Here is a 15,712-nt window from a genome sequence, read left to right on the forward strand (position 1 = left end):
ATATCATTTAAATTAATATATAATTAGTTTTTAGTTCTCCTTATTAGTATGATTTATTTAAAGCAACTTATTTTTAATTATGATAGAAAAATTAATTGAATATGAAAATGATGAACTTGACAGTTGGTATGAAACTTCTGTGGAGTATTCTGATAATTTTATGAAAGAGTTTGTTATATATGCAGATAACAACAAAGATAAAGTTCTTAATTACGCTCTTAATTCAGAACCTTCATTTATATCATCTCATAATATAATATTTGAAGCATTATCTACTTTTTCTACAAACTGGAGTGATTTTCTTTTTAATGAAGCTCAGAGAATTATGGGAATAGTAGAAAATGAACCAGAAAAATATCGAATTCTAGAAGTCATTTCTGATTCTTTTGACGTTGATAACATCTATGATAACGATTTTATTTTTTTTGAAAAACTAATTAACTCATTGTTTGAATATTATTATAATTCAAAAAATAAAAAAGTCAAAAGAGAAACTTTATTTGTACTTCATGATTTACTAACGGAAGCTGGTGAAGATCATAAAACACTAAGATGGTGGTATCAAATGGATACAATAGATGCCGAATGTATAGCAGAAAGACTAAACAAAACATAACCTCTATTATCATCCATTATATATATTTCTAGTAATTTTTTCTAAAACTACTTTTCTATTATAGGTCTATTTCTTTTAACGCTTTAATATTATTACGTTCTAAGAAAGCATCTATTGTTTCAAAATGCTCTATAACACGTTGGTCTTTAAATTCAAATACTTTTTGAGACAATCCTTGTAGGAAGTCACGATCATGCGATACTAATATTAAGGTACCATCAAAATGTAATAATGCTTCTTTTATTACATCTTTAGATCGTAAATCTAAGTGGTTTGTAGGCTCATCTAGTATTAATACATTTACTGGTTCTAACAATAGTTTTACCATTGCCAAACGTGTTTTTTCTCCACCCGATAATACTTTTACTTTCTTATCAATATCCTCGCCACCAAACATAAAACGTCCTAATATGTTTTTAACTTGTGTGCGAACATCTCCTTCTGCAACCTCATCTACTGTTTGAAAAACAGTTAATTCTGGATCTAATAAAGAGGCTTGGTTTTGTGCAAAATAACCCACTTTAGCATTATGCCCTAATCCGGCTTCTCCTTCAAAGTCTATCTCGCCCATAATAGCTTTTATCATGGTCGATTTTCCTTCTCCATTACGTCCAACAAACGATACTTTTTCTCCTCTTGCAATTGAAAAACTTGCATCTTTAAATACCGTTAAATCTCCATATTTTTTTGTTAATCCTTCTACTTTTACTGGATAATCTCCAGAACGTGGCGATGGTGGAAAACGTAATTTTAACGCTGTTGTATCTACCTCATCTATTTCTATAGGAACTATTTTTTCTAACATACGTTCACGTGACGCTACTTGATTTGTTTTTGAATAAGTTCCTTTAAAACGTTCTATAAATCCTTTAATGTCTGCAATAGTTTTTTGCTGTTCTTGGTAGGCTTTTAATTGGTGAGAACGACGTTCTTTACGCAACTCCAAGTAATGAGAATAATTCGCTTTATAATCGTGAACAGTCCCCATGGTTACCTCAATAGTTCTGTTGGTAATATTATCAATAAACGCTTTATCATGCGATATTACAACTACAGCTTTGGCTTTGTTTAGTAAAAAGTTTTCTAACCAAATTACCGATTCTATATCTACGTGGTTGGTAGGCTCATCTAACAAAATTAAATCTGGTTTTTGTAAAAGTATTTTTGCCAGCTCTATACGCATACGCCAACCTCCACTAAACTCTGAAGTTAAACGGTTAAAATCTTCTTGTTTAAAACCTAGTCCTTTTAAAGCCTTCTCTACCTCAGCTTCATAATTTATTTCTTCTAAAGCATAATAGCTTTCTCCTAAATCCGATACACGTTCAATAATTTTCATGTACTCTTCAGATTCATAATCGGTACGAGTTTCCAATTGCTTGTTTAGCGATTCCATTTCTGTCTTCATAGCAAAAACAGCTTCAAATGCTTTAGAGGCTTCTTGTTTTACCGTACAGTTATCTTCCATTAATAAATGCTGTGGTAAATATGCTATTACAGTATCTTTAGGGCTTCTAACGCCTCCTTTTGTTGCCTTAGAAACTCCTGCTATAATTTTCATCATGGTAGATTTTCCTGCTCCATTCTTACCCATTAGGGCAATTTTATCATTCTCATTTACAACAAAAGAAACATCTTTAAATAATGTTTTTCCACTAAACTCTACCGTTAACTGATCTACCGTAATCATAATGCTAAATTTTGAATGGCGAAATTAGCAAAATCTATGTACATCGTATTAAAAATTTTACAATTGATGCTTAATATCTTTAGTTATTTTTTTAACATCAGAAACTCACCTTCCTTTTAACTTGGTTAGTATCCTAATTACTCTTTGAAACATAAAAACCAATACATTAAAGTTTTTATAAACATTTTGTCTTTATAAAAACTTTTGTAGATAAAAGCATCAGCATATAATGTTCATGAAAACTTTTCTATACAATAATATCAGCGTATGGTGCTCATAAAAACTTTTCTTAATAATAGTATCAACGTATGGTGTTCATAAAAACTTTAGTTTATAATAGTACTAACATCTCATGTTTATAAAAACTTTTATAAAATATAGTATCAACATCTTGTGTTAATCAAAATTTCTTAATTGGAAACTCTTAATATACTATGCCTAAAAAAATTACAATTGATGTATCTTCTATTTTCTTATATTTGAAAGAAAAAAATTGCTCGGATTTTATTCCTTTATATTTTTTGCTATCTAAGTATTTTTAGTTCTATTGAACTGTAAAACAAGTTTACTTTTAATGCTTAAAAATTCCGCATAGCCAACCTAATTAGAGGTATATAAAGAATAAAGTTCCGCATATAAATAAGTTGGGCATAATTTAAGCGAATGAACATAAATCGAATTTTTAGTTTAATTTTTACACTTGTGATTTTAACAAGTTGTGCGGATTCTAATAAAAAATTAAAATTTCAGGAGTCTGATAAGAAAAAGTTGATTCTGCAAGAAAACATTCTCTCAAAAGAGTATCTGAAAACAGTTGAATTTAAGAATCATCTTTACTCAAAAGCATTCGACACGATTACAGCAGAAACTTCATACGAATACGAATCTGAACTTTGGAAACAAAATAAAATGATTGGTGGTTTTATTACTTCAACTTATGTTCACCCAATGTCTGACTTAAATGAAATGAATGAATATTTTTTAGCATATATAGCTGGACACAATTTTGAGGAATTTATCTCACCTTATTTTAGATATGAAAGAATATACGAAATAGAATTACCATTCGAAAAATATCGAATTTACCGCGCATTTAAAAATGACACTTTGGATGTTGGATTAGCGTTTAACATTTTAAAAGAAAACAAAATAATATTTACATCAGTTGTCACAAATGACCAATTAGAATTGGAAATTGACAAGCTGATAAAAAAACTGAATGAAATATAAAAAAACTATGCCCAACAATGTATAACCGCAATTACGGCGGATTCGACTACGTCCGAATCCACTCGGAATTGCTAAAGTCTGTGCCAAACCGAAAATTACCACATATTAACCTGTAACTGACGGTTATACGAGACCGTTGTCCACAATATGAAAAAGACATTATCATTAATATTAATAATCCTTACAATTGGAATTACAAAAGCTGAAAATATAATTACAGCTCAATATCCTGACAAAATCATTTATGAAGGAAAAGAGTTTAATTTAAACTCAAACCCATTAGAACCATATTTTGACAAGAATCCCGAAAATAGACCAGAAATGACTTCGACAGCTCTTTGGCGTGGATATGTAGGTCACTTTGAAATAATCGGAAGAGAATTGTTTCTAACTGATATGAAAAAACCTGTTAGTTATACCGATGATGATGGAAATTATAAGCAAAAATGGGTTTCAATCTACAAAATGTATTTTCCTAGGCAAGAAAAAGTGAAAATTGACTGGTTTACTGGAATTCTAATTTTACCACACGGAAAAATGGTTGAATATGTTCATATGGGTTATGCATCGACTTACAATAAATACTGGCTTCTCGAAATCGATAAAGGCAATTTTAATGAAGCTCGAAAATATAAAAACAAAGAGTTTGTAAAGTTCAAAAAACGCCAATTTGAAATGTTTGAGAAAACAGAAGAATACAAAAAGTTATATGCAGAAATGAAAGAGAATGATGAATATAACGATGACAAATTTATAAAGTCTTTTATTTCAGATTTTGTGATAAACTATACGACAAAATTTCTAACTAAATAAAATACTGTGGACAACATCGTATATAATTTATTGCATGGTTCTAGCCTATTTACGAAAGTCTTCGCGGACTTTCTATTTTAGTTTGTATTCATTATAAAAATGAGAGAAAAGTTAAAATCAATTAATAACATACCTTTTATAACTTGTCTTGTAATACTGTTACTTAATGACTTTTATCTAAAGACAGAATATCACAATTGGCTAACAGGAAAACTATCTGACTTTTGTGGCATATTTGTTTTCGTATCATTTTGGACAGCGTTATTTCCAAACAAGAAACGAACAGTCTATTTTTCAACAGCTCTGCTTTTTGTTATTTGGAAAAGCCCTTATTCACAGCCGTTTATTAATTTATTTAGTTACAGTTTATATCCAATTTATAGGGTAATAGATTTAACCGATTTAATATCTTTATTAATTCTACCAATCTCATATTATTTTAAACCAAAAGACTTTTTCAGATTAAAATTAAGCCCAATTATTTTAGGAACAATAACTCTTTTTTCATTTTGTGCGACATCAATATCCAAACCAACTCAAAAATTTGAACAACCTCAATACTTGCTTTTTAAAAATGAAGTTAAAAACATAGAGAGCTCTAACTACCCAAGCAATTACAAAGTTCACAAACTTGATAGTTTACTTATTGTAAGTATTGCAGAATTGAGAATTGATAAAAGAGCTTCAATAGATGATGAGTACCATAAAACACAAGTCTTAAAAAACCTTGATCTTCGTTTTTTAAAACAATTATTAGACGGTTATAGATTAAAAAAGAAATTTTCTGACTTTAAAGAATTGCTTGATTCTTTAACAATAAATAAATCAACTTCAATTATATTGAAATTTGACTCAATTAATGACCATCTCAATTTTCAATTAACTCGCTTAGATGGTAACTTCCAAAGATTTAAAGACAATAAACTTATAATAGATGGAAAATATAAAAATGGAATAGAAGATTCAATTTGGACATTTTACAATAATCAAAATAAAATTATTTCTAAAAAATATTTTGACAATGGAGAATTAATTAAAAAACAGCTATTTGAAAACTCGGAAATTAAATCTGAAATAGATTTTAATACAAGAAACAAAACTATAAGAAATAAATATTTTCTTCTTGTAATCATATTTATACTTATAATCTCACTAATCATAAAATGGTATCTAAACTTTAAAAAATCTAAAAAAACAGACATTATACTGACTTCTCATTTTTCCAAAATAGCAGCTTCATTTGTTTTGCCAGCAGTAATTCTCGCCATCGCTAAATTATTGTCTTCTTTAATTCCAAATTCATACTCGACATTCTTTCTAGGCGTATTTGGAGAAGCAATTTTGGTATATATTGTAACACTTCCTGCGCTATTATTAGTTTTCTATATTATAAAACAGATAACTGAACTTGACTTGATTTATTACATTTTTATTTTTGCTTTGTCAATTATACTAATAGAAGAATGGGTATATTTAAAAGAAATAATAATATTAAACGAAATGCCAATAATAGCTATACATAATGCGAGTTATTTGTTAAACGAGAAGTTATTACATTTGATTAATCCCGCCAATATTTTAATTTGGTGTTTAAAGTAAAAAATATCAAATTTGAAAAATATTTGAAAAAGTGAATAAAGCAAAACTATTATTATACGCATTAACCATACTAGCAGCATTGGTTATTTTAATTGATTTTTCCTTACCTGGTAAGGTATTTACTGAGGATGTTATAAATATAAAAAAGGAAACACAACAATACTACAATGCAGGTGGTAATTCTCACAGCTCATACAAGGTAATTACATCTAAACATCAGTTTTCAATATCTGAAGATTTTGCGAAGTCAATACAGAATAAAAAAATTAAGTATTCGGAATCTTTAATATTCAAAGAAATAAATAGATATGAATTACTTTCATCTGAAAAAAGTGCCATCTATTCTTTTAGAATAGCATCAGGATTAGCCCTTCCTCTAATTGTTATTTTTACTATTATAATAGCTTATAAGTTTAAAAAGGATATTAATATTTTAATATTTGTTCTTCAAGTTCTATTATTGGCTAACCTTATAATGCTAATACTATAAAAGAAGTTACCAATTATGTATAAAACTTATAGATAATTAAAGTTAAGACATAGTAAAGTATTTATACTACTTATGGGGTGTGTTGTTATGAATGAGTGACTAATTACAAGGCTAAATATCCAAATTCTACAACAAAAATGGCTAAAAAGGCTTTGGAAGTTCTCAGAAAACTTTAATTTTAATAATCTTGAGTCATCCTAAAAAATGAATAGAATAATCCAAATAATAATATTTTTTTTAGTTTTAATTTCTTGTAATAAAGAAGTTATAAACTCCCCTAATCCAGAGAGTGGAAATTCTGAATTAATTTCTGCTGTTGATATTTCAAGGTATCCAGAAATATCGAATTCAAATCCTACATTTTATGATTTGGGTGGAAGTCAAAAAGATTTTTTAACAATACTTAAAGAGAATGGGGTTAATACTGTTAGATTAAGACTTTGGGTAAATCCACTTAATGAACATTCTGGATTTAATGAAGTAAAACAGTTTTCTCAAACTTTAAAAGCTTATGGTTTTAAAATTTGGCTAACCCTTCATTATTCAGATACTTGGGCAGACCCAGCTCATCAAGAAACTCCAGTGCAGTGGCAAGGAATAACTTTTGCTCAATTAAAAGGTAATGTATACAACTATACTGAAAAAATAATGAACGAAATACAACCTGATTATATTCAGATTGGTAATGAAATAAATACTGGTTTTCTCCATCCTTATGGAAATATTTCAACTAATTTTCAGCAATTTGTAGAATTAATGAGTCAAGGAATTACAGCTGTAAGAGCAAATTCAAATGACACCGAAATAATTTTACATTTTGCCGGTATAGAAAATTCTGATTGGTTTTTTAATCAAGTGAGTACATTAGATTATGATATTATTGGTTTATCGTATTATCCAATATGGCATGGAAAATCTTTAGAGAACCTTAAAACTAAAATGCAGTATTTAAGTAAAGTTCATAATAAGAAAATACTAATTGCTGAAACTGCTTATCCTTTTACCCTCGAATGGAATGATTGGACAAACAACATTGTTGGTTTAGAGGAGCAACTAATTTTACCAGGATTTCCTGCAACAATTGAAGGGCAGAAAAAATTTATAAAACAAATAAAAAAATTAACTAGTGAAGTAGAAAATGGAATAGGATTTTGTTATTGGGGTGCCGAACTAATTGCTTGGAAAGGAAATAAATCTACAGAAGCTTCTCCTTGGGAGAATCAAGCATTATTTAACTTTGATAATAAAGCCTTACCTGTATTATTAGAATTTAAAACTGAATAAAAAACAACTTCTAAAATTGTAATAATTAATCATAAATAAAAATGAAACAAACAATTAGGAATCTTGAAGAGTTATTAAAAAAAGGGTTGAAATATTTATCTCAATTTTCAGAATTGGAAATAAGTAAAAAAATAGATGTTGATAAATGGTCTAAAAAAGAAATTTTAGGTCATTTAATTGACTCTGGAATTAATAACCTTCAACGATTTACAGAGATTCAATTCGAAAGCAAACCTTATAGAATAAGAAAATACGAACAAAATAAATTAGTGAAGGTTAATGATTATCAAAATGCTGAAATTAAGGAGCTTCTTAATTTTTGGGTCTCTATTAATAATAGGATTCTTAACTTAATGAAATTACAAACAGAAAAAACACTTAATTATAAAATTGAATTGGATAAAGATAATATCTCAGATTTACGGTTTTTAATGACTGACTATGTGAATCATATAGAGCATCACTTAAATCAAATTATGAAATAAAAACTATAAAAAAAGTCTAACCTTTATAAGTCAGACTCTTTTTATTCAATATATAATTGACTTAAATATTATATAGTTACAAGACTTACCAAACAAATTATATTTAATGTAGCTAAAACTAATTCTGAGGCTAATCCTTGAGTTATTAATTTATTTGGCTTTCCGTCTAAACTAATACTCAACATCCTCCCTATTCCAAATCCTAGAAAAATTAATATTGCTACTACAAATGAAGTGAAGGTTAATTTAGAAACTATTATTCCAAGTAAAATAATAATTCCTCCCAATAGCATAACTCCACTTACTCCTCTCATTTCATTCAATAAACTAGCATCTTTCTCTAATTTAATTCCTGAATTCTTTAAATACGTTTTTATAGGATTGCTCAATCTCATCATACCTACAAATAATAATAAGCTTCCTGATAATGCTAACGTAATAATTTTAAAAATTTCCATTTTAATTCTCTTTAGTTTTTTAGTACACTGCAAACTTAAAACAAACTGATGACAGCGGTATGTCAGGGGTATATTTTAATCTTAAAAAAATTATTTTATTTCTATTTTTTCACCCAAAAACTTAGGTTTAACTCCAAATAAAATATCAATAAAAACTTTTGTTCTCGCTAAATACTCTCGCAATTTAACTTTTAAACCATAACGTCCTGAAACATCTTTAGCGTTGAATCCAATCGCTTCAATCTCATGATTATGTGCTAAATAAATAGCTCTTTCGTTATGGAATTTTTGTGATATTATGGTAACCTTATCTTGTCCGAAAATTTCTTTGCATCTAACTACAGAATCTAAGGTTCTAAACCCAGCATAATCTAAGAATATTTTATCTTCTGGTATTCCATATTTAATTAATTCATTTTTAAAATCGGTAGGTTCATCATAACTTTTATTTCCATTATCTCCACTTATTAGTACAAAATCAATTTTCCCTTTTTTAAATAATTCAACTGTAGCCTCAATTCTATATTTAAAATACAAATTAACCATTCCATTACTTAGCATTTTGGCTGTTCCTAGAACAAGTCCAACTTTGTTTTTCTTTATTTCTGAAGCATTAGAAAAAGTTTTTCCTTTTGCATAGCTTTCTATTGAATAATTTGAAATTAGGATTATCAATAATGGGAATAATACTACAAACAATATTATACTATATTTTTTCTTTTTCATGCATTTATTAATTATTTCATATAATATATAAACTTAAATAATTATTTTTTTAAACAAAAATAACTTCTTAATAAACTCAAAAATTTATGATAAAAAAAAGAGGCATTTATAAACATATAAATACCTCTTTTAATTGCATGTAATAATCAATTATATAATGGTGCTCTGCCCCATATGTATATTTTGAAAATTTAAATTACTATCTTCTTGATTATAAATATAATCAGCTATAAAATCTCCAACCTTACTGGTTCCAAAATTAGTATCAGACTTAATATCTTCAGTTGTAATTCCTAATTCTAATGATTTTTGTACTGCTTTCTCTATTGCTGCTGCCTCATTATGTAACCCTATATGTTTTAATAACATTGCTGCTGATAAAATAGATGCTAATGGATTAGCTATATCTTTTCCTGTAGCTTGTGGAAAAGAACCATGAATTGGCTCAAACAAAGCATTCTCTATTCCAACTGAAGCAGATGCCAACAATCCAATAGAACCTCCAATAACACTTGCTTCATCACTAATAATATCTCCAAATAAATTCTCTGTTAAAATTACATCAAACTGCTTAGGATTTAAAATTAATTGCATTGCTGCATTATCTACAAATAAGAAATCTAAGATTACATCTGGATATTGGCTTGCCAAAACTGTAACGGTTTTTCTCCATAAACGAGAAGTTTCTAATACATTTGCCTTGTCAACTAAAGTTAGTTTTTTACGCCTGTTTTGTGCTTCTTTAAAAGCTAAGTGTGCAATGCGTTCTATTTCTTCAACTGAATAAGAACAACCATCAAATGCTATTTTACCATCATCACTTAATTCTTTTATTCCAAAATATATTCCACCAGTTAATTCTCTATAAATAGAAATATCAGTGTTTTTTATAATCTCCTTTTTTAATGGAGAATTTTCAATTAATTGGTCATATGCTTTGACGGGTCTAACATTACAAAATAATCCTAATTCTTTTCGTAATTTTAATAAACCTTGTTCAGGTCTCACTTTAGCACTTGGATCATTATCATATTTTGGATGACCAATAGCTCCAAATAAAATTGCATCTGACTTTTTGCAAATTGTTAATGTATCATCTGGTAAAGGATTTCCAGTAGTATCAATGGCACAAGCTCCCATCATTGCTTCTTTATAAATAAAAGTATGATCGTAAACATGTGCAATTGCATTTAATGCTTTTTTTGCTTGTTCAATAACTTCAGGTCCAATACCATCTCCTGGAATAACTGCTATTTTGTATTTCATAATTTTTTATAATGTTGCTTCAAAAGCTTTTATTTTATCTTTCTTACTTATTAAAAAATCAATATCATCATACCCATTAAGCATGCATAGTTTTTTATATTGATCAATTTCAAATTCACTATTTCCAATAGGTGTTTTTAGCACTTGATTATCTAAATCAACTATAAGAATAGTATCAGGGACTTCTGTAACTTTTTTTATTAAATCTTTTAAGTACTCTTTAGATACTTGAATAGGTAAAATTCCATTATTTAATGCATTACCTTTAAAGATATCTGCAAAAAAACTACTAATAACTACTTTAAAACCGTACCCAGATAATGCCCATGCTGCATGCTCTCTACTAGAACCACATCCAAAATTATCTCCAGCAATTAATATACTTCCTTGATAGTTATTATTATTTAAAACAAAATCATAATTCACATTTCCATCTTTATGAAAACGCCAATCTCTAAATACATTATCTCCAAATCCTTTTTTATCTGTTGCTTTTAAAAAACGTGCTGGAATTATTTGATCGGTATCAACATTCTCTGTAGATAATGGAATTGCTGTATCTATTAATTTCTCAAACTTTTCCATCTTAATTCAAGTTTTTAGTTATATCTATAATTCTTCCTTCTACTGCAGTTGCTGCTGCTATTAGAGGACTTGCTAAAATAGTTCTTGCACCTTGCCCTTGACGTCCTTCAAAGTTTCTGTTTGACGTAGAAACACAATATTCTCCTTCTGGTATTTTATCATCATTCATTGCCAAACAAGCTGAACAACCTGGTTCTCGTAATTCAAAACCTGCTTTTTCAAAAATAGTTTGTAAGCCTTCTTCTTGAATTTGTTTTGCCACTAATTGCGAACCTGGAACCAACCATGCATTGACATTTTGTGCTTTCTGTTTTCCTTTTACATAAGAAGCTGCAACTCTAAAATCTTCAATTCTAGAGTTAGTACAACTTCCAATAAAAACATAATTGATTTTCTTATTCACTAAACTTTCACCTTTTTGAAAATTCATATAAGCTAATGACTTTTCAAATGATGCATCATTTTCTTGTGGAATCGTCTCCGTTATTTTTATTCCCATCCCTGGATTTGTTCCGTAAGTTACCATCGGTTCAATATCTTCTGCTTTAAAAGCATATTCTTTATCAAACTTAGCGTCATCATCTGTTTTTAATGTTTTCCAATAGCTTACTTTTTCATTAAATTCTTCGCCTTTTGGAGCAAATTTTCGTCCTTTTACATATTCAAAAGTTGTCTCATCTGGAGCAATCATACCTCCTCTAGCTCCCATTTCAATACTCATATTACAAACAGTCATACGACCTTCCATAGACATTTCTTCGAAAACATTTCCTGCATATTCACAGAAGTATCCTGTTCCCGAATTTGTTCCTAATTGGGCTATTATATATAAAATAACATCTTTGGGTAACACCCCTTTTTTTAATTTACCTTTTACAGTTACTCGTAAGCTCTTTGGTTTTTGTAATAATAAACATTGACTTGCAAATACTTGTGCTACTTGACTTGTTCCTATTCCGAAAGCAATAGCACCAAATGCTCCATGTGTTGATGTATGACTATCTCCACAAACCATTGTCATTCCTGGTTGTGTAATACCCAATTCAGGAGCCATAACATGTACAATCCCATTGTATTTATGTCCTAAACCATATAATTCAATATTATTCTCATTACAATTTTTGGTAAGCTTTGCTAGCTGATTTCTTGAAAGCTCATCTCTTACTGGTAAATGCTGATTTATTGTTGGCGTATTATGATCGGCTGTTGCTATAATTTTATCAGGTCGTGCTATTGAAATATCGCGCTCTTTTAATTCATTAAAAGCCTGTGGACTAGTTACTTCATGAATTAAATGCTTATCTATATATAAAACTTCAGGCCCATTCTTTATAGAATCAACCACATGTGCATCCCATACTTTATCAAATAATGTCTTTTTCATTAGGCAATTGCTATTTTAGAAATCTTATTAACTTGTTTCATTATCATATGAATATCATCATCAATTACTTCTTTTTGCTTATCAGCAAAATTTAAAAAAGTTCCATAAGCAGAATCTAACTGAATTTTGGTAAGTTCATATCCAATTTTTTTAGCTCTGTATGCCAATGCTGCTCTACCACTTCTTGCTGTTAATACAATAGCACTCTCAGTAACACCAACATCAGCTGGGTTAATAATTTCATAAGTCTCACGGTTTTTAATCACTCCATCTTGGTGAATTCCTGAGCTATGTGCAAAAGCATTTGCTCCTACAATAGCTTTATTAGGCTGCACGGGCATTCCCATACTTTCTCTAACCATCATACTTGTATCATATAACAATTGAGTATTAATGTCTGTTTGTAAATTTAAATAAGGATGTTGTTTTAAAATCATAACTACTTCTTCCAAAGCAGTATTACCAGCTCTCTCACCAATTCCATTAACCGTACATTCAATTTGACGAGCTCCATTTATTGCACCGGCTATTGAGTTTGCAGTTGCTAAGCCTAAATCATTATGACAATGACATGAAATTGTTACCCCTTCAATACCCTTTACATGCTCTTTTAAATATTTAATTTTAGCACCATACTCTTCAGGTAAACAATAACCAGTAGTATCTGGAATATTTAAAACAGTAGCTCCTGCTTTAATCATCTCTTCACATACCTTAGCTAAAAAAACATTGTCTGTTCTTCCTGCATCTTCTGCATAAAACTCAACATCATCTACAAAGTTTTTAGCATAAAAAACAGCTTCTTTACCTCTTCTTATTACTTCTTCTTGAGACGAATTAAACTTATATTTAATATGAGAATCGCTAGTACCAATTCCTGTGTGAATTCTTGGTTTAGCAGCAATTTTTAAAGCTTCTGCTGCTACTTCAATATCTTTTTTAACAGCTCTAGTTAAACCACAAACTGTAGCATTTTTCACAATTTTAGCAATTTCATTAACAGATTTAAAGTCTCCAGGGCTAGAAACCGGAAAACCAGCTTCTATAATATCAACTCCTAAAAAATCTAATCGCTCCGCTATAATTAGCTTTTGTTTAGTGTCCAGTTTACAACCAGGGACTTGTTCACCATCTCTTAAAGTAGTATCGAAAATTTGGACTTTATCGTTATTCATTATCTTAAATAATTGTCATTATATAAATCAAATGTATATATTGGCTTTTCGAAAAGGTCTTTTTTTAAAATAACCTTTACGATATCAAAAACAGCTATTAAAAATATAATAAATTGAAAAACAGTTAGTTAAAATGAATTATTTTACAAAAGTTAACCAACAAAATGATTCTTTATTTGTACTTATTCAATCATTAACAAAATCAGAAAAACGTCAATTTAATTTATATATAGGTAGATTAGATGGTAATACAGATTCAAAATTTTTTATCCTATTTAAATTTTTAGAGAAACAAAAAAAATATGATGAGAAGACTATAATTAATAGCGGTATTGTAAGTAAACAACAACTTTCAAATTTAAAAGCTCATTTATATAAACAAATCTTAACAAGTTTACGAATGAATCCTAAACATAAAAATGTTAGAGTACAAATACGTGAACAGTTAGATTTTGCAACTGTATTATATCAAAAAGGACTTTATAAACAAAGTTTAAAGCTTCTTGATAAAGCTAAAATATTAGCTTTGGATAATGAAGAAAAAAATGTTGCTTATGAAATTGTTGAACTTGAAAAAGTTATAGAAAGTCAATACATAACTAGGAGTATTAATACTAGAGCTGATGAATTAACAATACAAGCTAAAGAGCTAAGTCAGCAAAATGTTATTACTAGTAAATTATCAAATTTATCTTTACAATTATATGGTATTCTTTTAAAAACAGGTTACGCTCGTAATGATGAGGAATTAAATAAAATTAATAATTATTTTGACGCGCGCATACCAAATCTAGATTATAAATCATTAGGATTTAGAGAACGCTTATGGCTATATAAAGCACATTTATGGCGTAGTCTTTTAACTCAAAATTTTTTAAATGGATATAAATATTCTTCTAATTTGGTAAATCTGTTTAGAGAGTATCCTAAAATGATTCAATTAAATCCTGTCTTTTATTTAAAAGGTATTAATTATTTATTAGAATCATTATTTTTTATTCAACATGAAAAAGAATTTAATAAAGAGCTGTCCTTTTTTGAAACCGATATAAAAGAAAATAAAATTCCAATTAATGGCAATACAGAAATTTTAATTTTTCAATATTATTACGCCAATCAACTGCATAAACATTTTTTAAAAGGAACTTTTAAAAAAGGAGAGTATTTAGTTAATGATATAAATGAAAAAATTAATGAGTATAGTAATAGATTAGATAAACATCATATCATAACACTGTATTATAAAATAGCATGTTTATATTTTGGAATGGGTGAAAATAAGAAATGTATAGAATACCTTTCTAAAATAATTAAAACAAAAAAGTTATATATAGGTGAAGACCTACAATGTTTTGCTAGAATTCTAAATTTAATTGCTCATTACGAATGTGGTTTAGATTATCATTTAGAAAAACAATTTAAAGAAACCTATAAGTTTTTATTAAAAATGGAGAACTTACAAGAGGTACAAAAAGAATTCATAGTATCAATAAAATCTCTTGGTGATCTTTATCCGCATCAAATAAAAAATGAGTTCCAAAAAATTCATACTAGATTAAAAGTTTACGAAGACCACCCTTATGAAAAAAGAGCTTTTTTGTATCTAGACATACTATCATGGTTAGAGAGCAAGATTAATAATAAACCAATAGCTGAAATAATTCAAAACAAATCTAAAAGGTAATCCTCTTTAACTTCATTTGTATTTGGCTCACTTTGGTAAGTATATACCTTTTGCTTCTAACTATTATTATTCATAATTGGCTCTAAAACGCATTAAATTATTCAGCATAATACTATCTTTAAATTGCTTTTTTATTAATTTAAAATGATTAGTATTTCATTTAAGTTTAGAACAAAAAAAAACCTCAATCTTAAAAAAGATTGAGGTTTAAAAGAAAGGCAACGACC

At 28.3% G+C, this 15,712-nt stretch carries 15 protein-coding genes; 8 read left to right on the plus strand and 7 right to left on the minus strand.

The genetic code is table 11. The features are described 5' to 3' along the window. The first annotated feature begins 79 nt into the window (after window positions 1-79). The gene (locus tag Q0881_RS14500) at window positions 80-616 is read left to right on the plus strand and encodes a hypothetical protein (RefSeq protein WP_299161728.1); all 537 of its coding nucleotides are present in this window, start codon (window positions 80-82) and stop codon (window positions 614-616) included. 58 nt (window positions 617-674) lie between these two features. Here Q0881_RS14500 and Q0881_RS14505 read toward each other — a convergent pair whose 3' ends face one another. Beyond that, on the minus strand, window positions 675-2,306 hold the full coding sequence (locus Q0881_RS14505; RefSeq protein WP_299161730.1) for an ABC-F family ATP-binding cassette domain-containing protein: 1,632 nt from the start codon (window positions 2,304-2,306) through the stop codon (window positions 675-677). Between the two features lie 663 nt (window positions 2,307-2,969). Here Q0881_RS14505 and Q0881_RS14510 point away from each other — a divergent pair. The 6 genes from Q0881_RS14510 (at window position 2,970) to Q0881_RS14535 (ending at window position 8,207) form a co-directional block, all read left to right on the plus strand. Continuing rightward, window positions 2,970-3,536 (plus strand): hypothetical protein, encoded by a 567-nt coding sequence (locus Q0881_RS14510; protein ID WP_299161732.1) that lies wholly within the window; start codon window positions 2,970-2,972, stop codon window positions 3,534-3,536. Between the two features lie 147 nt (window positions 3,537-3,683). Further along, a complete protein-coding gene (locus Q0881_RS14515) occupies window positions 3,684-4,349 on the plus strand; it encodes a hypothetical protein (RefSeq protein WP_299161734.1) in 666 nt (221 codons plus the stop codon). A 99-nt stretch (window positions 4,350-4,448) separates the two neighbouring features. Continuing rightward, window positions 4,449-5,948, plus strand: coding sequence for a hypothetical protein (locus tag Q0881_RS14520; RefSeq protein ID WP_299161735.1), 1,500 nt, complete (start codon window positions 4,449-4,451; stop codon window positions 5,946-5,948). 31 nt (window positions 5,949-5,979) lie between these two features. Beyond that, a complete protein-coding gene (locus Q0881_RS14525) occupies window positions 5,980-6,438 on the plus strand; it encodes a hypothetical protein (protein WP_299161737.1) in 459 nt (152 codons plus the stop codon). A 204-nt stretch (window positions 6,439-6,642) separates the two neighbouring features. Beyond that, entirely contained in the window at window positions 6,643-7,722 is a 1,080-nt protein-coding gene (locus Q0881_RS14530) for a glycosyl hydrolase 53 family protein (protein WP_299161739.1), read from the plus strand. 41 nt (window positions 7,723-7,763) lie between these two features. Further along, window positions 7,764-8,207, plus strand: coding sequence for a DinB family protein (locus tag Q0881_RS14535; protein ID WP_299161741.1), 444 nt, complete (start codon window positions 7,764-7,766; stop codon window positions 8,205-8,207). A 68-nt stretch (window positions 8,208-8,275) separates the two neighbouring features. Here the strand turns inward: Q0881_RS14535 and Q0881_RS14540 are convergent, their stop codons facing one another. The 6 genes from Q0881_RS14540 to Q0881_RS14565 all read right to left on the minus strand — a co-directional run bounded on the left by Q0881_RS14540 (window position 8,276) and on the right by Q0881_RS14565 (window position 13,801). Next, on the minus strand, window positions 8,276-8,665 hold the full coding sequence (locus Q0881_RS14540; RefSeq protein ID WP_299161743.1) for a DUF4345 domain-containing protein: 390 nt from the start codon (window positions 8,663-8,665) through the stop codon (window positions 8,276-8,278). 90 nt (window positions 8,666-8,755) lie between these two features. Then, on the minus strand, window positions 8,756-9,391 hold the full coding sequence (locus tag Q0881_RS14545; protein WP_299161745.1) for an ElyC/SanA/YdcF family protein: 636 nt from the start codon (window positions 9,389-9,391) through the stop codon (window positions 8,756-8,758). Between the two features lie 150 nt (window positions 9,392-9,541). After that, complete coding sequence (leuB, locus tag Q0881_RS14550) at window positions 9,542-10,657, minus strand: 3-isopropylmalate dehydrogenase (protein ID WP_299161747.1); 1,116 nt, start codon at window positions 10,655-10,657, stop codon at window positions 9,542-9,544. Window positions 10,658-10,663: 6 nt separating this feature from the next. Then, a complete protein-coding gene (leuD, locus tag Q0881_RS14555) occupies window positions 10,664-11,242 on the minus strand; it encodes a 3-isopropylmalate dehydratase small subunit (RefSeq protein WP_299161750.1) in 579 nt (192 codons plus the stop codon). 1 nt (window position 11,243) lies between these two features. Then, on the minus strand, window positions 11,244-12,626 hold the full coding sequence (leuC, locus tag Q0881_RS14560) for a 3-isopropylmalate dehydratase large subunit (protein ID WP_299161753.1): 1,383 nt from the start codon (window positions 12,624-12,626) through the stop codon (window positions 11,244-11,246). Further along, complete coding sequence (locus tag Q0881_RS14565; RefSeq protein ID WP_299161755.1) at window positions 12,626-13,801, minus strand: 2-isopropylmalate synthase; 1,176 nt, start codon at window positions 13,799-13,801, stop codon at window positions 12,626-12,628. Before Q0881_RS14565 ends, leuC begins: the two co-directional genes overlap by 1 nt. Window positions 13,802-13,934: 133 nt before the next feature. Here Q0881_RS14565 and Q0881_RS14570 point away from each other — a divergent pair, with 133 nt between their 5' ends. After that, window positions 13,935-15,485 (plus strand): hypothetical protein, encoded by a 1,551-nt coding sequence (locus tag Q0881_RS14570; RefSeq protein WP_299161758.1) that lies wholly within the window; start codon window positions 13,935-13,937, stop codon window positions 15,483-15,485. The last annotated feature ends 227 nt before the right edge of the window (window positions 15,486-15,712 follow it).

The organism is uncultured Tenacibaculum sp., assembly GCF_947494125.1.
Classification (GTDB): Bacteria; Bacteroidota; Bacteroidia; order Flavobacteriales; family Flavobacteriaceae; genus Polaribacter.